General features: G+C 61.3%; 17 protein-coding genes and 1 tRNA gene. 9 read left to right on the plus strand and 9 right to left on the minus strand.

Annotated features, from left to right (window positions below; genetic code table 11):
- Positions 1–30 precede the first annotated feature (30 nt).
- The 7 genes from OC537_RS15305 to OC537_RS15335 all read right to left on the minus strand — a co-directional run bounded on the left by OC537_RS15305 (position 31) and on the right by OC537_RS15335 (position 6,089).
- The gene (locus OC537_RS15305) at positions 31–450 is read right to left on the minus strand and encodes an META domain-containing protein (protein ID WP_234676415.1); all 420 of its coding nucleotides are present in this window, start codon (positions 448–450) and stop codon (positions 31–33) included.
- 410 nt (positions 451–860) lie between these two features.
- Positions 861–2,222, minus strand: coding sequence for a molecular chaperone (gene yegD, locus OC537_RS15310; RefSeq protein WP_262112532.1), 1,362 nt, complete (start codon positions 2,220–2,222; stop codon positions 861–863).
- Positions 2,223–2,501: 279 nt separating this feature from the next.
- On the minus strand, positions 2,502–3,491 hold the full coding sequence (locus tag OC537_RS15315) for a 2-hydroxyacid dehydrogenase (protein ID WP_262112534.1): 990 nt from the start codon (positions 3,489–3,491) through the stop codon (positions 2,502–2,504).
- A 77-nt stretch (positions 3,492–3,568) separates the two neighbouring features.
- Entirely contained in the window at positions 3,569–4,048 is a 480-nt protein-coding gene (locus OC537_RS15320) for a CreA family protein (protein WP_163137486.1), read from the minus strand.
- A 20-nt stretch (positions 4,049–4,068) separates the two neighbouring features.
- Entirely contained in the window at positions 4,069–4,515 is a 447-nt protein-coding gene (locus tag OC537_RS15325; protein ID WP_262112537.1) for a DUF962 domain-containing protein, read from the minus strand.
- A 136-nt stretch (positions 4,516–4,651) separates the two neighbouring features.
- Positions 4,652–5,515 (minus strand): hypothetical protein, encoded by an 864-nt coding sequence (locus OC537_RS15330; protein WP_234690565.1) that lies wholly within the window; start codon positions 5,513–5,515, stop codon positions 4,652–4,654.
- A 187-nt stretch (positions 5,516–5,702) separates the two neighbouring features.
- Entirely contained in the window at positions 5,703–6,089 is a 387-nt protein-coding gene (locus OC537_RS15335; RefSeq protein ID WP_025328724.1) for a TraR/DksA family transcriptional regulator, read from the minus strand.
- A 462-nt stretch (positions 6,090–6,551) separates the two neighbouring features.
- On the opposite strand from OC537_RS15335, the gene OC537_RS15340 reads away from it, so the two are divergent.
- The 9 genes from OC537_RS15340 to OC537_RS15380 all read left to right on the plus strand — a co-directional run bounded on the left by OC537_RS15340 (position 6,552) and on the right by OC537_RS15380 (position 15,954).
- The gene (locus OC537_RS15340; protein ID WP_106885487.1) at positions 6,552–7,883 is read left to right on the plus strand and encodes a glutamine synthetase family protein; all 1,332 of its coding nucleotides are present in this window, start codon (positions 6,552–6,554) and stop codon (positions 7,881–7,883) included.
- A gap of 275 nt (positions 7,884–8,158) precedes the next feature.
- Entirely contained in the window at positions 8,159–9,520 is a 1,362-nt protein-coding gene (locus tag OC537_RS15345) for an aspartate aminotransferase family protein (protein WP_163157590.1), read from the plus strand.
- A 54-nt stretch (positions 9,521–9,574) separates the two neighbouring features.
- Complete coding sequence (locus OC537_RS15350; RefSeq protein WP_106885489.1) at positions 9,575–10,672, plus strand: extracellular solute-binding protein; 1,098 nt, start codon at positions 9,575–9,577, stop codon at positions 10,670–10,672.
- A gap of 121 nt (positions 10,673–10,793) precedes the next feature.
- A complete protein-coding gene (locus OC537_RS15355) occupies positions 10,794–11,873 on the plus strand; it encodes a polyamine ABC transporter substrate-binding protein (protein WP_205598900.1) in 1,080 nt (359 codons plus the stop codon).
- 76 nt (positions 11,874–11,949) lie between these two features.
- Positions 11,950–13,104 (plus strand): polyamine ABC transporter ATP-binding protein, encoded by a 1,155-nt coding sequence (potA, locus tag OC537_RS15360; RefSeq protein WP_005328474.1) that lies wholly within the window; start codon positions 11,950–11,952, stop codon positions 13,102–13,104.
- A complete protein-coding gene (locus OC537_RS15365; RefSeq protein ID WP_111910851.1) occupies positions 13,101–14,006 on the plus strand; it encodes an ABC transporter permease subunit in 906 nt (301 codons plus the stop codon). Before potA ends, OC537_RS15365 begins: the two co-directional genes overlap by 4 nt.
- A gap of 73 nt (positions 14,007–14,079) precedes the next feature.
- Positions 14,080–14,922, plus strand: a complete 843-nt coding sequence (locus OC537_RS15370) for an ABC transporter permease subunit (RefSeq protein WP_262112545.1) — start codon at positions 14,080–14,082, stop codon at positions 14,920–14,922.
- Positions 14,923–15,011: 89 nt separating this feature from the next.
- A complete protein-coding gene (locus OC537_RS15375) occupies positions 15,012–15,737 on the plus strand; it encodes an MOSC domain-containing protein (protein WP_262112546.1) in 726 nt (241 codons plus the stop codon).
- A 140-nt stretch (positions 15,738–15,877) separates the two neighbouring features.
- Positions 15,878–15,954, plus strand: a tRNA-Pro gene (locus OC537_RS15380).
- Positions 15,955–16,194: 240 nt separating this feature from the next.
- On the opposite strand, the gene OC537_RS15385 is transcribed toward OC537_RS15380, so the two are convergent.
- Entirely contained in the window at positions 16,195–16,722 is a 528-nt protein-coding gene (locus tag OC537_RS15385) for a hypothetical protein (protein WP_262112548.1), read from the minus strand.
- Between the two features lie 123 nt (positions 16,723–16,845).
- On the minus strand, positions 16,846–17,310 hold the full coding sequence (locus OC537_RS15390; protein ID WP_162519265.1) for a thioesterase family protein: 465 nt from the start codon (positions 17,308–17,310) through the stop codon (positions 16,846–16,848).
- Positions 17,311–17,418 lie beyond the last annotated feature (108 nt).

A 17,418-nucleotide genomic window follows, 5' to 3' on the forward strand; every position in this document is an offset into this window, starting at 1 on the left:
TGTTCCTGTCGGCGAGTGGTTTTGTGAGCCCTAGTACACCCAGTCTCGCAGTCTGTATTCCAAACGGTGCTGTTTTCCGGTCAGGATCAGGGTCTGTGGCGTGCCGCTCAGGGTCGCGCCCTCCATCAGGGTGGCGAGTACCGCCTGTTCGATCTGGTCGAGCCGGGGCGGGCAGGCCATGGCCGTGCTGCCGAGGCTGGTAACCCAGAGTCTGTCATCCTCGAGATGGCCCTGGCCGAAGTAGCGGTTGCACCCGGCGATGCCATTGACGGTGAAGTGCTCCCCTATCTCGATATCGGGGGGATTGACGCGGCTGCTGGGGATGGCCTGGCCATCCAGCTTGTCGAGCACCCAGTGGTGGTGCTGCAGATCTTGCGAGGCGAAGCGGGGAGTACTGCTGCAGGCGCTGAGCAGGAGCAGGGCGAGCAGCAGTAGCAGAAATCTGGGCATGGAAGGGGCTCCGGTGATGGGAGCGACAAGCATACCCGTGCCATGGCCCGGGAGGCAGGGCGAGGGGGGGCCAGCCCGACCGCTTCTGTCGCCCTCAGGGGAAGGGGGGTGTCGGTAAATGGCAACACCCGCCCCGGGCGAGCCTCGTTTCAGGCAGCAGGGGTCGCCCATGGACCCCTGCCGGTACCTCAACCGGCGAACAGCCGCTCGGCGTAGCGGGCCAGGCCCGAAGCCACAGAGCCGAAGCCATCCCCTCCTTCCAGAGGGGATGTGGTGGGTAGCCTTTGGCGTGTCGGGGATCAGCCGGCGAACAGCCGCTCGGCGTAACGGGCCAGGCCCGAGGTTATCAAACCGAAGTCATCCCCTCCTTCCAGAGGGGATGTGGTGGGTAGCCTTTGGCGTGTCGGGGATCAGCCGGCGAACAGCCGTTCGGCGTAGCGGGCAAGGCCCGAAGCCACAGAGCCGAAGTCATCCCCTCCTTCCAGAGGCACTGCGGGCAGCTTCTGGCGAATGAAGGCCTTGATGAGGGGGGAGCGGGCGCTGCCACCGGTGACGAAGACCCGGTCCGGCGACACGCCGGCGGCGGCGATCGCCTCGTCCATCAGCTCGCCAATCTTCTCCAGCAGGGGGGTCGAGGCACTGGCCAGCTGAGGGCGAGTGAGTTCAGCCTCCAACCCCTTCTCCAGCTCGTTCAGGGTCTGGTGATTGAGCTCATGGTCGGACAGGGCGATCTTGCCCTGCTCGGCGCGCCACACCAGCTGGTGGCTCAGCTTGTGGGCCCGCAGGCTGGCGAGCCGTGAGAGCTTGCTGCCGGGCTGGCTGTCGAGCTGCAGATCCTGCAGCTGGCGGGCGGTATCCAGGCTGTAGAAGCGGCTCTGGGCGCTGACGTCGTTGATGGCGGCCGCGTCCCAGAACAGCGGGTGGGGCAGGGGCTTGCCGGTCTTGAGGGTCTCGTGCATGCCGAGCAGCGGCATCATGCCCTCCACCGTCAGGCGGATGTCGAAGTCGTTGCCGCCGATGCGCTGGCCGCTGTGACCGAGCAGATCGCCGCTGCGATCGAGCCGGTCGCGGTGGCTGGGGCCCATGCGCAGCATGGAGCAGTCGGTGGTACCGCCGCCTATGTCCACCACCAGCACCACAGCATCCTCGGTGAGGCGTGCCTCGAACTCGAAGCCGGCGGCGACCGGCTCGTAGAGAAACTCCACCCGCTCGAAGCCGGCGAGGCGGGCAGCCTCACCCAGGATGGCGATGGCCTGGCGGTTGCTCTCCTCCCCGGCCAGCCCCTGGAAGTTGACCGGGCGACCTATCACCGCCTGGCGCACGGGGGCACCTGTCTGCTGCTCCGCCTCGTGGCGGACGTGCAGCATCATGGCGCAGACGATGTCCTCGAACAGGGCGATCTGGGGCGCCTTGAGGCCGTAGGCCCCGAGGAAGGATTTCGGCGACTTGATGTAGTAACCGTCATCCGGCTCCTCCAGATAGCGCTCCAGCGCCGCCCCGCCGAAGCTGAGTTCGTCGATGAGCCCCTCTTCGCGCATCTGGCGACGCACCGCCTGAGCCCGGGTCACCACGGGGCCGCGCAGCTTGAGGTACTCAGCTTGCTGGGTGCTGGCCAGCCGTTCGGCCAGCAGGCCGGCGATGGCGTCCCGGTGCGGCGCGTGCAGGGTGGAGGGGAGGTAGTGGGAACCGGAGAGGGTCAGCAGCCTGGGGCTGCCCTGTTCCATCACGGCGACGGCACAGTTGGAGGTACCGTAATCAAATCCGATAAACATGGGTGCCAGACTCCAGAGTAAAAAAGGAGGACTGGCCTACTCGAAGGTGCCGGGTCTTACAACCCGACGCACAGTCGGAGGTACAGTGAGCAAATTCGATGAACATGCTTGCCAGACTCCTGTACAAAAAAGGGCTGGTAGCCTACCTGATGACGTCGGGTCTCACAACCCGGCGCCATGGTTATTGAGGTCGCAGGGGGCAATAGGACGAGCAGGGCGTCTGTTGGCGCAAAGTACAGAGGGAGTGGCTCCCTCTGTCTTTCATCGCCAGGGGAGGGGTCACTCCACCTCGTTGTCGCTGCGGCCCTGGCTCTCGATGGCCTGGATGTTGCCGAGTGTGGTGTCGGCGATGGCGTGCAGCGCCTCCCGGGTCAGGAAGGCCTGGTGACCGGTGAACAGCACGTTGTGGCAGGCGGAGAGACGGCGGAAGACGTCATCGGTGATCACCTCGTTGGACTTGTCCTCGAAGAAGAGATCTTCCTCCTCCTCGTAGACGTCCAGCCCCAGGGCGCCGATGCGGGAGGTCTTGAGGGCCTCGATGGCGGCGTTGGAGTCGAGCAGGCCGCCCCGGCTGGTGTTGATGATCATCACACCATCCTTCATCTTGGCGAAGGCCTCCTTGTTCAGCAGGTGGTAGTTCTCCTTGAACAGGGGGCAGTGCAGGCTGATGACGTCGGACTGGCGCAGCAGGGTGTCGATGTCCACGTACTCGGCGCCGAGATCGATGGCCGCCTGGCTCTGGTAGGGGTCGCTCACCAGCAGGCGCATGCCGAAGCCCTTGAGGATGCGCAGGGTGGCGATGCCGATCTTGCCGGTGCCTATGATGCCGGCGGTGCGGCCGTGCATGTTGAAACCGACCAGCCCTTCCAGGGAGAAGTTGGCGTCGCGGGTGCGCTGGTAGGCCTTATGGATGCGGCGGTTGAGGGTCATCATCAGGCCCACGGCGTGTTCGGCGACGGCTTCGGGGGAGTAGGCGGGCACCCGCACTACTTTCAGACCCAGCTCCTTGGCGGCGACCAGATCCACGTTGTTGTAACCGGCGCAGCGCAGGGCGATCACCTTGGTGCCGTTGGCGGCCAGCTCGGTCAGCACCTCCCGGTCTGCGTCATCGTTGACGAACAGGCAGACCACGGGGAAGTGATGGGCGAGGCGGGCTGTCTTGGCCTCCAGCCGCACGTCGAAGAACTCCAGCTCGAAGCCGTACTGGCTGTTGGCTTGATTGAAGTGTTCCTTGTCGTAGCTCTTGGTACTGAAAACGGCGACTCTCATGGTGCGCTCTCCGCAGAAAATGATGTGGTTAAATTACAACAAATAGTGACCGTCATCACGGGATAAATGGTGGGGATTCAGCCCCAGGGCATGATGGGGACGGCGCTCACTGCGCTCTTGTACGAACCATCCACCAACTTGGTGCTGTAAGTCAGATAGACAAGCGCATTGCGCTTCTCGTCGTAAAAACGCACCACCTTCTGCTCCTTGAACACCAGTGAGGTGCTGACGTCGAACACCTCTTCCCCGGCTTTGAGCTTGGCGGGCAGGGTGATGGGACCTATCTGGTGGCACGACAATGAGGCGTGGGAGGGATCTTCCGCCAGCCCGAGACCGCCCTTGACGCCCCCGGTCTTGGGGCGCGCCAGATAGCAGGCGACGCCGGCTATCTTGGGGTCGTCGAACGCCTCCACCAGGATCTTGTGATTGGGGCCGACCAGCTTGAAGGCGGTGCTCACCTCGCCGACGGGATCGGCCTTGTCGGCCAGCGCCGGACCGGCAAACAGCATGCCCAGCAGCAGAGGCAGGGCGCGGGTGAGGGGGAAATTGTGTGTCATGGTTTCTCCTTTGGACTCCCTCAGTAGGGGATACCCAAGCGACGATAGAGGCTGGCCAGCACCCAGGCGGGGCCGACCAGCAGAAATTGCAGGTCGGCGAGGAAGGAGGGGCGTTTGCCCTCTATCCGGTGGCCGACGAACTGGGCTACCCAGAGCAGCGCGAAGCCGGACAGGGCGGGCCACAGCAAGGGGCCTTGCCAGCTGTGGCAGAGGGCCAATCCCAGCGCGGTCAGCGCCGCCATCCCCACGAACAGGGCAAACGACAGCTGCAGGTAGAAGGCCAGCACCGGAATGGCAACCAGCGCCGCCCAGTTGAGGGAGGGCGGCAAGGGCCCGGCCGGCAGGCACCAGAGCAGGGCCAGGGTACAGAGGTAGATACCGGGCACCGCCACCTTGTGGATGGCTACATTGACCGGGTGCCGGTGGCTCTGGCCGTAGTCCCTGAACCAGTCGTCGAGTCGCTTCATGGCACCTCCCTGGTGCTGCGGTTGAAACCGGCCCGCTTATTCCCTGCGAGCCGATGGTCAGGGACTAACGCCCTTGTGGCGGCGAATGCTTGGCTGCGTTACTGCCCCTGTCTGGGGGGTAGTCCCAATCCCGGCATTACTGCCCTTGCCTGGGCGGATAGTCCCAATATTGGGCTGGAATGCTCCTGAGCAAGGGGGTCATGTCCGGGTTGGGCAGGGATATGGTGACCCGCTGCTCCAGGTTCGCGCTGGCCAGGGCCTCGCGGATCCTGGGATTCTCGTGGAAGAAGGTCATGAAGCTGCCGTCGGCATAGGCCCGCTCCAGTCCGGTCTGGATCGCCTTGGCCAGCTTGGGGGACTCTGGGCTGACGAAGAAGAACTCGGCGAAGGGGTAGCGGATCAGCAGGTGCTGCTCTATGGCGAGATTGGGGTACTGGGCCGCCAGCTCACGGCGTTCCGCGAAGATCTCCACCAGACCGCGGGGGAAGAAGTCGAGCTTGTCACCGTCGTTGATGAGGCGGAACAGGTTGCTGTAGCGCCCCGCATAGGTCGCTATGCCCGCCTGCTCCAGGATCTTGTTGTCGGCCCAGCCGACCCCCTGGGCCGCTTTCAGCTGCTTGAGATCCGCCAGGGTGTTGACCTGGTTGAACTTCTCCTGGGCATCGCTGTGGATGAACGACAGCCGCAGCCCTTCCAGACCGCGGAACAGCGGAATGGGGACGGGGATCAGGGCGGATTCGAGGGCGCTGGAGGTACCCATCCAGAACACATTGATGGTTTTGCCCTTGCGCAGCTCCTGCTGCAGGGTGAACTGATTGAGATTGAGGTCGACCCGTTCCAGCTTGTAGGGCTGTCCGGCACGGTCGAGTGCCAGCTCCAGCAGCTTGAGCTGGTATTCGCTGTCGAGGTCATTGATCGGTCGGCTGGGGACCTTGACGGTGAGAGTCTGCGCCTGTGCCAGCAGCGGCAGGCACAAACACAGCTTGATGAGCCATTTCACGCTCTGATCTCCTGTAGAGTCCGGGACTTGCCCGGAGTCTAACAGAAGTTGTCACGCTCTTGCTGTGAAGCCGCAAACAAGGTTCATGTGCAGCCCGGCATGCTCGTCTGTCTACACGGATGCCGGTGCCTGTACACTGCCTTGCCAGCGGCCCGGTGCGACAAGGTGGTGACGGTTCACTGGCGCATCAGGCGACGCGGCGGAACACGTGGGTGTCGTTGAATTCCTTGGTGCTCTGGCACTCGACGCAGAAGCGGGACTCAGGGCGAGCCTGCAGCCGCTTGAGGGAGATCTCGTCACCGCAGGACTCGCAGTAACCAAAGTCCCCTTCATTGATGCGTCTCAGCGCCCCTTTCAGCTTGCGCAGATGCAGCTTGTCGTGCTCGATGCGGTTCAGCTCCAGACGGCGGGCCTCCTCGATGCTGGCACGATCAATTTCATCGGCCATCTCGTTGGTATCGGTGGCGATGGCCTGGCTGGCTTGGGAGTTGAGACGTTCTTCGAGCTCGAGGATTTGTCGCTCGATCTGACCCTTGTAAAAGGCCAGTTGGTCTTCAGTCATGAAATCACACATAGGGTTTGCTACCAGTCAGTTTCCCAATTTTTCCCATTTATGGGGGCTTTAGGCCCGCAGACCAAGCCCCTGTAGTCCGATTTGCACCAAATCCATGCAGGAGAGTGCAAATCAGGGCGGGCCTTGTACCAAAAAAATGCAGGTATGCAAAGAGAATTGGATAAGGATTGTGCGCCCTTGCAAAGAAATGGGCCCGCTCCGACAGGGGCTGACTGAGTATCGAGCAGCTTCTGTCCAGCCTTGGCATCGTGCTTGCAGTGGGCTGATCGTGACACAGAGTGTTTAGTATTTGGTGCCGCATTGGTCATTATATCGGCCATTGTTTATAGTTTTTTAAACACCACTGCTTGACAAAGGCCTTTATCACGGGCTTTTATGGTGAGGTCGATTACATTTTCTTAACAAGGGTGTTCCTTATATTAGACACCCTTGCCAATGACAACCGTAGAGTCGGGGTTTAACATGGACAGTATCAAGGGCTGGATGGAGAGCAATCGCATCACGGAAGTGGAGTGCCTGTTCCCGGATTTCACCGGCAATGCCCGAGGCAAGATCATTCCAGCCAACAAGTTTCTGCGCGAAGGGGGCATGCGGCTGCCCGAGGTCATCTTCACCCAGACGGTGACCGGCGAGTACCCGGATGACGACAGCATGATTGACCCGCTGGAGCGGGACATGCAGCTCTATCCCGATCCCAACACCATTCGTTTCGTGCCCTGGGCACTGGAGCCCACGGCTCAGGTGATCCACGACTGTTTCGACATCAATGGCAAGCTGATCGACATAGCGCCGCGCTCCGTGCTGCGCCGGGTCCTGTCATTTTACGAGAAGCAGGGCTGGAAGCCTGTGGTGGCCCCTGAGCTCGAATTCTATCTGGTCAAGCGCAACGAAGACCCCGACTATCCGCTGGTGCCGCCGGTGGGCCGCAACGGCCGCCCCGAGACGGCTCGCCAGTCGTTCAGCATAGATGCGGTCAACGAATTCGATCCCATCTTCGAGGATATGTACGACTACTGCGAGGCCCAGGAGCTGGAGGTAGACACCCTGATCCACGAGTCCGGCGCCGCCCAGATGGAGATCAACTTCCTGCACGGTGACGCCATCGATCTCGCCGACCAGGTGTTCCTGTTCAAGCGCACCATGCGGGAAGCGGCCCACCGTCACGGCATCTATGCCACCTTCATGGCCAAACCCATGAGCGATGAGCCGGGCTCCGCCATGCACATCCACCAGAGCCTGGAAGACGCCGAAGGGCGCAACCTGTTTGGCACCAGCGAAGGGGGCAACTCCGAGCAGTTCATGCACTTCATCGCCGGCCTGCAGAAGTACACCCCGGCGGTGACCGCCCTGCTGGCGCCGAACGTCAACTCCTACCGCCGCCTCACCTTCGGCGAGAGCGCGCCGCGCAACGTGCAGTGGGGCGTGGAAAACCGCACCTGCGGCCTGCGGGTGCCCTTCTCCGAGCCGAGCGCGCGCCGGGTCGAGAACCGCTTCGCCGGTGCCGACGCCAATCCCTATCTGGCGCTGGCCGCCACCCTGGCCTGCGGCTACCTCGGCATGCTGGAGAAGCTGGAGCCCATGCAGGAGATGAAGGCGAGTGCCTATGACCTGCCCTACAGCCTGCCCCGTTCCCTGGAGGAGTCGCTCAGCCATCTGGAGCAGTGCGAGCCCATCAAGGACATGCTGGGGGAACGCTTCATTCGCGCCTTCGTCGCGGTCAAGCGCAAGGAGTACGAGACCTACTTCGGGGTGATCAGCCGCTGGGAACGGGAATTCCTGCTGCTGAACGTCTGACCCGTCTCGGGAGGGGCGCAGATCCCTCCCGTCACTCTCAAAGCAAGATGGCACTGGCTCGTGAGGGGCGGCTGATGGCGCCCGCTCGCGGCCGCACCGTGCCCGTGGGCCAGCCGCCCTCAGCAATTGACGAACAAACATCGCTTACATCGAAGGAACCGAGGAGCAAGCAACGCAGCATTCCGCCCGTGAGTAGCAGTGACCGGGAGAGTGCCAGCCGCCCTCGACATTGACGAACAAACATCGCTTAAATCGAAGGAACCGAGGAGCAAGCAATGAAGCAGACCACCCGCGAGTGGCAGCAACTGGATGCCAGCCACCACCTGCATCCCTTTACCGACTTTCAGGCCCTGAACAAGAAGGGCAGCCGCATCATCACCAAGGCCGAGGGGGTCTATCTGGAAGACTCCGACGGGCGCCGCATCCTGGACGGGATGGCGGGCCTGTGGTGCGTCAACCTGGGTTATGGCCGCCAGGAGCTGGTGGATGCCGCCACCAGACAGATGCAGCAACTGCCCTATTACAACCTCTTCTTCCAGACCAGCCATCCCCCCGCCGCCGAACTGGCGACCCTGCTGGCCGAGATCACGCCGCCCCATCTCAACCACGTCTTCTTCACCGGCTCGGGCTCGGAGTGCAACGACACTGTGCTGCGCATGGTGCGTCACTACTGGGCCAGCAAGGGGCAGCCCGACAAGCAGGTGATCATCAGCCGCCACAACGCCTATCACGGCTCCACGGTGGCGGGCGCCAGTCTGGGGGGCATGAAGGGCATGCACGCCCAGGGTGGTCTGCCCATTCCCGGCATAGTCCACATCGATCAGCCCTATCACTTCGGTGAGGGGGAGGGCATGAGCGCCCATGAGTTCGGCCTGGCCCGTGCCCGCCAGCTGGAAGAGAAGATTCTGGAGCTGGGGGTGGACAAGGTGGCGGCCTTCATCGGCGAGCCAATCCAGGGGGCCGGCGGCGTCATCATTCCCCCCGACAGCTACTGGCCCGAGATCCAGCGCATCTGTGACAAGTACGGCATCCTGCTCATCGCCGACGAGGTGATCTGCGGTTTCGGTCGCACCGGCCACTGGTTCGCCAGCGAAGGCTTCGGCATCAAGCCTGACCTCATGTGTCTGGCCAAGGGCATCACCTCGGGTTACCTGCCGATGGGAGCCGTGATGGTGGGGGACAGGGTCGCCAGGGTGCTGGTGGAAGAGGGGGGCGAGTTCAACCACGGCTTCACCTATTCCGGTCATCCGGTGGCCTGCGCCGTGGCCATTGCCAACATCCAGCTTATGCAAAGTGAGAGCATAGTTAAGCGCGTTCATGATAGTATCGGCCCCTATTTGCAGCGCCGCTGGAGCGAGCTTGCCGATCACCCGCTGGTGGGAGAAACCCGGGGTAAAGGCCTGGTCGCCGCGTTGGAAATAGTCCAGGACAAACAGACGAAACGTCGTTTCCCGGCCGAACTGCACGCCGGGATGACCTGTCGGGAGTTCTGTTTTAACAATGGCTTGGTGATGAGGGCTGTCGGCGATACCATGATCATATCGCCCCCCTTGGTGATCACCGAGGAACAGGTGGATGAATTGGTCAAACTGGCCAGGCTCAGTCTGGATCTGACGGCTGCAAAGCTGCAGGAATAGGCTGAAACCGGGCAGATTGGCTTACGCATACAATTTGCTTAGGAGACAAGGACTATGTCTTTTAAAAAGGGAATGATGGCTGCTTCCGTGGCGCTGGTCATGATGAGTACCGGGGCGATGGCCGACGAGAAGGTGCTGCACGTCTATAACTGGAGCGACTACATAGCGCCGGATACGCTGGAAAACTTCCAGAAGGAGACGGGCATCAAGGTGGTGTATGACGTGTTCGACAGCAACGAGGTGCTGGAAGCCAAGTTGCTGGCGGGCAGTTCGGGTTATGACATCGTCGTGCCGTCCAACCCCTTCCTGGCCAAGCAGATCAAGGCAGGCGTCTTCCAGAAGCTGGACAAGTCCAAACTCTCCAACTGGCAGAACATGGATGTCGATCTGCTCAAGGCGCTCGAACCGAGCGATCCGGGCAACCAGTACTCCATCCCTTACCTGTGGGGCACCATTGGCTACGCCTACAACGCCGAGAAGGTGAAGGCCGTGCTGGGTGCCGATGCGCCGGTCAACTCCTGGGATCTGGTGTTCAAGCCGGAGAACATGGCCAAGTTGAAGGAGTGCGGTGTCTCCTTCCTCGACTCGCCGACCGAAATGCTGCCGGCTGCCCTGCAATACCTGGGCTTCAAGCCGGATAGCCAGAAGCCGGACGAGTTGAAGAAGGCTGAGGAGCTGTTCCTCTCCATCCGCCCCTATACCGCCTACTTCCACTCCTCCAAGTACATTTCGGATCTGGCCAACGGCAACCTGTGCGTGGCGGTGGGTTACTCAGGTGACCTGCAGCAGTCCAAGGCACGTGCCGCCGAAGCCAAGAACGGTGTCAGTCTGACTTACACCATTCCGAAAGAGGGGGCTGGCAGCTTCTTCGACATGATCGCCATCCCGGCGGATGCCAAGAACGTCGAGGCAGCCCACACCTTCATCAACTATCTGATGAAGCCGGAAGTGATCGCGAACATCACCAACGTGGTGCAGTTCCCGAACGGCAACAAGGCAGCCACTCCGCTGGTGGACGAGGCGATCCGCACCGATCCGGGCATCTACCCGACGGCGGACACCCTCAAGAAGATCTACACCTTCCCGGATCTGCCGGCCAAGGTGCAGCGTCTGATGACCCGCAGCTGGACCAAGATCAAATCAGGTAAGTAAGTGACGAGTACCCCTCCCGGTCCGCAGTTCGGCCGGGAGGGTGGTGACCACCCGACAGGTTGGACGGCGCGTATGGATGCGCGACTGGCAAAATCACACAAACGAGGACTGATAAGTGCACATGACCAAGATGGCAACGCTGGCCCTGACCCTGGGGTTTGCAAATCTGACCCAGGCAGCCCCTGTGGTTCATTTTTACAACTGGTCCGATTATATCGGCGAGACCACCCTCAGTGACTTTCAGCAGAAGACCGGGATCAAGACCGTCTACGACGTGTTTGACTCCAACGAGACGCTGGAGGGCAAGCTGCTGACCGGACGCACCGGTTACGATCTGGTCGTGCCCTCCAACAATTTCCTGGCCAAGCAGATCCAGGCGGGGGCCTTCCAGAAGCTGGATCCCGCTCTGCTGCCCAATCTGGCCAATCTGGATCCCCTGCTGCTCAAGCAGCTCGACAAGGTGGATCCGGGTCATCAGTACGCCGTGCCCTATCTGTGGGGCACCAACGGCATCGGCTACAACGTCGACAAGGTCAAGGCGGCGCTCGGGGTCGACAAGATTGACTCCTGGGCCATCATCTTCGAACCGGAAAACATGAAGAAGCTCTCCCATTGCGGGGTGGCTTTCCTCGACTCGGCGGACGAGATGATCCCGGCAGCCCTGAACTACCTCGGCCTCAACCCCAACAGCCACGATCCTGCGGATCTCAAGCGTGCCGAAGAGCAGTTGCTCAAGGTGCGCCCCTATGTGACCTACTTCCACTCCTCCAAGTACATAGGGGATCTCGCCAATGGCGACATCTGTGTGGCGGCGGGGTTCTCCGGTGACATACTGCAGGCGGCGGCCCGGGCCGACGAGGCAGGCAAGGGAATAAAGATTGCCTACAGCATCCCCAAGGAGGGGGGCAATCTGTGGTTCGACATGATGGCGATCCCCTCCGATGCCACCAACGTCAAAGAGGCTCACGCCCTGATCAACTACATTCTCGAGCCGCAAGTGATCGCCAAGGTGAGCGACTACGTGGGCTACGCGAACCCGAACATCAAGGCGGGAGAGTTCATGGACAAGGCCGTGCGCGATGACGAGTCAGTCTATCCCCCCCAGGCGGTGCTGGAGCGTCTGTATGTGCAGGAAGCACATCCCCGCTCGGTGCAGCGCCTGATCACCCGGAGTTGGACCAAGATCAAGTCCGGAACCTAACCTTGGCGCCCATCCCGGGGCGCCAGATTGTATTGATGGATCGGCCCCGGCCGGTATCACCTTTGGGAGTTTGGTAATGGCGATAGCCTCCAGTGCCTACAAGAAAGCCCTCGAGGGCAGCCAGCAGCGTAAAGAAGTGCTGGTCAAAATAGACAGGGTAAGCAAGCAGTTCGACGAAACGCTGGCGGTCGATAACGTGTCTCTCAACATCCACAAGGGCGAGATCTTCGCCCTGCTGGGTGGTTCAGGCTCCGGCAAGTCCACCTTGCTGCGGATGCTGGCCGGGTTCGAGCGCCCCACCGAGGGGCGGCTGTTCCTGGATGGGGTCGACATTACCGACATGCCGCCCTATGAACGTCCCATCAACATGATGTTCCAGTCCTACGCCCTGTTTCCTCATATGACGGTGGCGCAGAACATCGCCTTCGGTCTCAAGCAGGATGGCCTGCCCAAGGCGGAGGTCGACGCCCGGGTGGAGGAGATGCTCAAGCTGGTGCAGATGACCCAGTATGCCCGTCGCAAGCCGCACCAGCTCTCCGGCGGTCAGCGCCAGCGGGTCGCACTGGCCCGCTCTCTGGCCAAGCGCCCCAAGCTGCTGCTGCTGGATGAGCCCATGGGGGCGCTGGACAAGAAGCTGCGCTCCAAGATGCAGCTGGAGCTGGTGGAGATCATCGAGCGAGTCGGCGTAACCTGCGTCATGGTGACCCACGATCAGGAAGAGGCCATGACCATGGCGGAACGGATCGCCATCATGCACCTGGGTTGCATCGAGCAGATCGGCAGCCCGATGGACATCTACGAGACCCCGGCCAGCCGGCTGGTGTGCGAGTTCATCGGCAACGTCAACCTGTTTGACGGCCTGCTGGTGGAAGATGAGCAGGACCACGCCACCATCGCCTGCGCGGATCTGGAGCAGCCCATTTACGTGGGCCACGGCATCAGCTCCCGTGCCGAGAACAAGAAGGTGACCTACGCCCTGCGGCCGGAAAAATTGCTGATGAGTCTGCACAAGCCGGAGGAGATCGAGCATCCGGACTTCAACTGGACCAAGGGTGAGGTCTATGACATCGCCTATCTGGGCGGCCATTCGGTTTATCACATCCAGCTGCCCTCGGGCAAAATCGTTCAGGCTTTCATCGCCAATGCCGAACGCCACGGCAAGCGGCCAACCTGGGATGACCAGGTGTTCCTCTATTGGGAAGATGACAGCGGCGTGGTGCTGCAATCATGAAGGCATTGAGACGACTCAAGCAGTTGGGGGGACGCCAGCTGGTGATCGGCATCCCCTTCTTCTGGCTGTTCCTCTTCTTCCTGCTGCCCTTCATCATAGTGGTGAAGATCAGCTTCGCCGAAGCGGATGTGGCTATCCCGCCCTACACCGACGTGGTGACCTGGGCAGACAATCAGCTCACCATCTTGCTCCACATGGGCAACTACCTGCTGCTGCAGGAGGATGAGCTCTACATAGCGGCCTATCTGGGCTCCCTCAAGATGGCCTTCATCAGCACCCTGCTGTGCCTGCTGATCGGCTATCCCATGGCCTACTCCATAGCGCGGGCCAACAAGGAGACCCAGACAGTTCTGCTGTTGCTCATCATGATGCCGACCTGGACCGCCATCCTGATCCGGGTCTACGCCTGGATGGGCATCCTCAGCAACAACGGCCTGCTCAACAGCTTCTTGCTGGGGATAGGGGTGATAGACGAGCCCTTGCAGATCCTCAACACCAACCTGGCGGTCTACATCGGCATCGTTTACTCCTACCTGCCGTTCATGGTGCTGCCGCTCTACGCCAACCTGGTCAAGCACGATCAGAGCCTGCTGGAGGCGGCCTCCGATCTCGGCGCCCGCAACCTGACCCGCTTCTGGCAGATCACGGTACCGCTCTCCAAGAACGGCATCATCGCCGGTTGCATGCTGGTCTTCATCCCCGTGGTGGGCGAGTTCGTCATCCCCGAGATGCTGGGCGGCCCTGAGACTCTGATGATCGGCAAGGTGCTGTGGCAGGAGTTCTTCAACAACCGCGACTGGCCGGTGGCGTCCGCCCTGGCGGTGGTGATGCTGGCGGTGCTGATAGTCCCCATCATCCTGTTCAACCGCAACCAGGCGAAAGAACTGGAGGGCAAGGTATGAAAAAGGCGTTGCTGATAGTCCCAGCATCCATCCTGTTCAACTGCAACCAGACAAGCGTATTGGAGGGTCAGGCATGAGACGTCTCGGTTTTTCCAAGCTGATGCTGTGGCTGGGGCTGCTGTTTATCTACCTGCCCATGGTCATCATGGTCATCTACTCCTTCAACGCCTCCAAGCTGGTGACGGTATGGGGGGGCTGGTCGCTGAAGTGGTACTTCGGCCTGCTCGACAACAAGCAGTTGATTGGGTCCGTGTTCCGCTCCCTGGAGATCGCCTTCTACACCGCCATAGCCGCGGTGGCGCTGGGGACTGTGGCCGCCTTCGTGCTGACCCGGATCCCGCACTTCCGTGGTCGCACCCTGTTCGGCGGCATGGTGACGGCGCCCCTGGTCATGCCCGAGGTGATCACAGGTCTGTCGCTGCTGCTGCTGTTCGTGGCCATGGCCCAGCTGGTGGGCTGGCCCGCCGAGCGGGGCATGCTGACCATCTGGATTGCCCACACCACCTTCTGTACCGCCTATGTGGCGATAGTGGTGTCGGCGCGGCTGCGGGAGCTGGATCTCTCCATCGAGGAGGCGGCCATGGATCTCGGCGCCAAGCCCTGGAAGGTGTTCTTCCTCATCACCATCCCGATGATAGCGCCGTCGCTGGCGGCGGGCGGCATGATGTCGTTTGCCCTGTCGCTGGATGATCTGGTGCTGGCGAGCTTCGTCTCAGGTCCGGGTTCCACTACCCTGCCGATGGAGGTGTTCTCGGCGGTGCGGCTCGGGGTGAAAACCGAGATCAACGCGGTGGCCAGCCTGATCCTGCTGTCGGTGTCGCTGTTCACCTTCGGCAGCTGGTACCTGATGGCGAGGGCGGAGAAACGCCGCCGCGCCGAGATTGCCATGACCACCCAGATGCAGGCCGTCGCCTGACCCCGGGGCTGTTGACGCAGTCACACGGCTTGCGCCGACGGCTCAACAGCCCCTAAGATCCGCATTCTCTCATCCGTCAGGAGCATGGAATGCGGATCTCCCTCTTTATCGGCCAGAGCGCCGAGATGAATGCCGAACTCGCCCCCGGACTCGTCAGTGCCATCGACAAACATGTGGCAGGCAATCCCCTGTGGTGCAGCTTCTCTGGCCTGGAGGGAGATGAGCAGAGCGACCAGCGCCATCACGGCGGCCCGGATCGTGCCCTGCACTATTATCCCGCGGATCACTACCCCTGGTGGAAGACCTGGCAAGCCGCGCTGGGTCTGCCTGCCCCTCGTGCTCCCTGGCAGCCGGCGGCCTTTGGTGAAAACCTCTCCGGCCTCGGCTTGACCGAAACGCAAGCCTGCATCGGCGATGTCTATCGCCTCGGCGAGGCGCTCATCCAGATCAGCCAGCCGAGATCCCCCTGCTTCAAGCTCAATCAACGCTTTGGCTACCCGCACCTCTCCCAGGTGATGCAGCTCAACGGCCGCTGCGGCTGGTTGCTGCGGGTGCTGGAGGAGGGGCGCGTGGCCCCGGTGGATGAGCTGCTGCTGATGGACAGGCCCTATCCCGAGCTGACGGTGAAGCGCACCGCCGACATCCTGTTCAACCAGACCCGCCACGAAGGGGACCTGCAACTGCTGCTGGACAACCCGGCGCTCTCTCCCAACTGGCGCCAGCATGCGGCCCACTGGCTGGAGCACGGGGTCGTTGCCGATTGGAGTCGGCGTCTGCTGGGACCGGCCGAGTTTCAGCTGCCGCCAAAGGCGTAACTGAGCACCGGGACGAGCCCGGCCCCCCGTGTCGCCATGAAACGCTGGATTATTGAGCGCAAAGCCCTTTTTTTGTGGCGAAAGCAAAAAAAGGCTTGTGTCATGTCGGGGCTTTCGGTAAATTCTCGCCCCGCAGACATCGGTGTGTAGCGCAGCTTGGTAGCGCACTTCGTTCGGGACGAAGGGGTCGGAGGTTCGAATCCTCTCACACCGACCACATTAGAAAAGGCCGCTCATTGAGCGGCCTTTTCGCATTTGGCTTTTGCCTTTGCCGTCCTCGGCAGACGGGGCAGGAGCGGTATGGGGCCGATTGCCTGGTGCTGAATGCCGCCCATTAAAAGGGCCACCGCTCGGTGGCCCCACAGGTGGAGTCTGATCCTGACTCCGGCACTCTAGATTGTGGCAATCTCGTTGTGGGTCTTGTCGATGGTGCCCTCCTTGCGCCCTGGGCGCATGATCAGATATGCCAGTGTTGATGCCGCAATGCCTTGAAGCCGTGCTGAGTTTGCAGAGCCGCATGCTTGGGGTACTCACTAATGAAATGTGCTATTCCCTCCATCAGTTGTGACCGCAGAGAAGACACGGGCTCGTGCCAGGCCTGCAGGCAGAGATGGCCGGGGATCAACTGCTCTCGATACGCTCCCAGCAGCTGTTCTGGCCAGGGCTCGATATGGGAATCATGATGCAGTAAATAGTGGACGGCGGGTTCACGGGCATAGATGAACTGAACTTGGGCCAGGTCGCGTTGGCTGAGCGTTTGGCTGCCGATGTGGCAAGTCAAATATTTCCCCGTCTTCAGATTCAGGAAGTGACCGCGTTGCCGACAGGCAATGATGCGATACCAAGGCAGGGGTGAACAGAGAGAATACCCCTTCAGCTCCTGTTCCAACCAGTGACGGCACTCGGGCGTCTGCACCTCTTCGCGCATGTACTCGAGCTGTGTCAACAAGGCTCTGGATGGTTGGGTAGCCAGCATCGCGCTCATCGTCTGCAATCCTCCCTCTGCACACAATCCCGACTTCCAGTATGGACCCTGGCCGGTGGCGGGGGTAACAATTCTAATGATTAAAATCAGCTTAGAAGCGCACTTTTTATGCAATAAAGGCCATTAGCCGACCAGGTAGGTGCCGGTGCCAAAGGCGATATGAGTCCCTTCTTCGTTGTGCAGTTCCATACGGGCGACGGCGACCTTGCTGCCCGCCCGTATGATGTGGGCGGTGGCGATGAATTCGTTGCCGCGACCGGGCCGCAGATAGTCGACCCTCAGGTCTATGGTGCCGAGGCGGGAGAAGCGCTCCTTGAGGTAGCTGGGGGAGAAGTCCTCCAGCTCGTCGATGCAGGAGGCGGCGACTATCATGCCGCCCGCCACATCCAGCAGGCTGGCGGTGACACCGCCGTGCAGTATGTTGTGAAAGGGGTTGCCGATCAGCTTGTCATCCATCTTGATGCGCAGCTCCACCTTCTCGAAGTCATAGTGGGTCACCTGCATGCCGATGAGCTTGTTGAACGGCATCTTCTCGGCGAACAGATTGGCAATGCCACTGAGCGCCATCTTCTTCAACATCTGTTTCATTCTCTGATACCGATCCCTGTCATCAAAGCCGAGTAAAAACTCCAGCCAGTCTGCAACACTTCCTTAACAGTCGCAATGGCAGGTTTATTGTGGGCGGCGGCTGCTTTA

Origin of the sequence: Aeromonas sp. Marseille-Q5825, from assembly GCF_946892685.1 — a bacterium.
Lineage (GTDB): Bacteria > Pseudomonadota > Gammaproteobacteria > Enterobacterales > Aeromonadaceae > Aeromonas > Aeromonas rivipollensis.

Excerpts from the sequence above, each read along its gene's own strand:
- OC537_RS15320 (WP_163137486.1), bottom strand. The coding sequence starts at position 4,048 with ATGACACACAATTTCCCCCTCACCCGCGCCCTGCCTCTGCTGCTGGGC.
- OC537_RS15315 (WP_262112534.1), bottom strand. The coding sequence starts at position 3,491 with ATGAGAGTCGCCGTTTTCAGTACCAAGAGCTACGACAAGGAACACTTC.
- OC537_RS15325 (WP_262112537.1), bottom strand. The coding sequence starts at position 4,515 with ATGAAGCGACTCGACGACTGGTTCAGGGACTACGGCCAGAGCCACCGG.
- OC537_RS15340 (WP_106885487.1), top strand. The coding sequence starts at position 6,552 with ATGGACAGTATCAAGGGCTGGATGGAGAGCAATCGCATCACGGAAGTG.
- potA (WP_005328474.1), top strand. The coding sequence starts at position 11,950 with ATGGCGATAGCCTCCAGTGCCTACAAGAAAGCCCTCGAGGGCAGCCAG.
- OC537_RS15385 (WP_262112548.1), bottom strand. The coding sequence starts at position 16,722 with ATGAGCGCGATGCTGGCTACCCAACCATCCAGAGCCTTGTTGACACAG.
- OC537_RS15350 (WP_106885489.1), top strand. The coding sequence starts at position 9,575 with ATGTCTTTTAAAAAGGGAATGATGGCTGCTTCCGTGGCGCTGGTCATG.
- OC537_RS15355 (WP_205598900.1), top strand. The coding sequence starts at position 10,794 with ATGACCAAGATGGCAACGCTGGCCCTGACCCTGGGGTTTGCAAATCTG.
- OC537_RS15375 (WP_262112546.1), top strand. The coding sequence starts at position 15,012 with ATGCGGATCTCCCTCTTTATCGGCCAGAGCGCCGAGATGAATGCCGAA.
- OC537_RS15305 (WP_234676415.1), bottom strand. The coding sequence starts at position 450 with ATGCCCAGATTTCTGCTACTGCTGCTCGCCCTGCTCCTGCTCAGCGCC.
- OC537_RS15365 (WP_111910851.1), top strand. The coding sequence starts at position 13,101 with ATGAAGGCATTGAGACGACTCAAGCAGTTGGGGGGACGCCAGCTGGTG.
- OC537_RS15345 (WP_163157590.1), top strand. The coding sequence starts at position 8,159 with ATGAAGCAGACCACCCGCGAGTGGCAGCAACTGGATGCCAGCCACCAC.
- OC537_RS15370 (WP_262112545.1), top strand. The coding sequence starts at position 14,080 with ATGAGACGTCTCGGTTTTTCCAAGCTGATGCTGTGGCTGGGGCTGCTG.
- OC537_RS15335 (WP_025328724.1), bottom strand. The coding sequence starts at position 6,089 with ATGTGTGATTTCATGACTGAAGACCAACTGGCCTTTTACAAGGGTCAG.
- OC537_RS15390 (WP_162519265.1), bottom strand. The coding sequence starts at position 17,310 with ATGAAACAGATGTTGAAGAAGATGGCGCTCAGTGGCATTGCCAATCTG.
- yegD (WP_262112532.1), bottom strand. The coding sequence starts at position 2,222 with ATGTTTATCGGATTTGATTACGGTACCTCCAACTGTGCCGTCGCCGTG.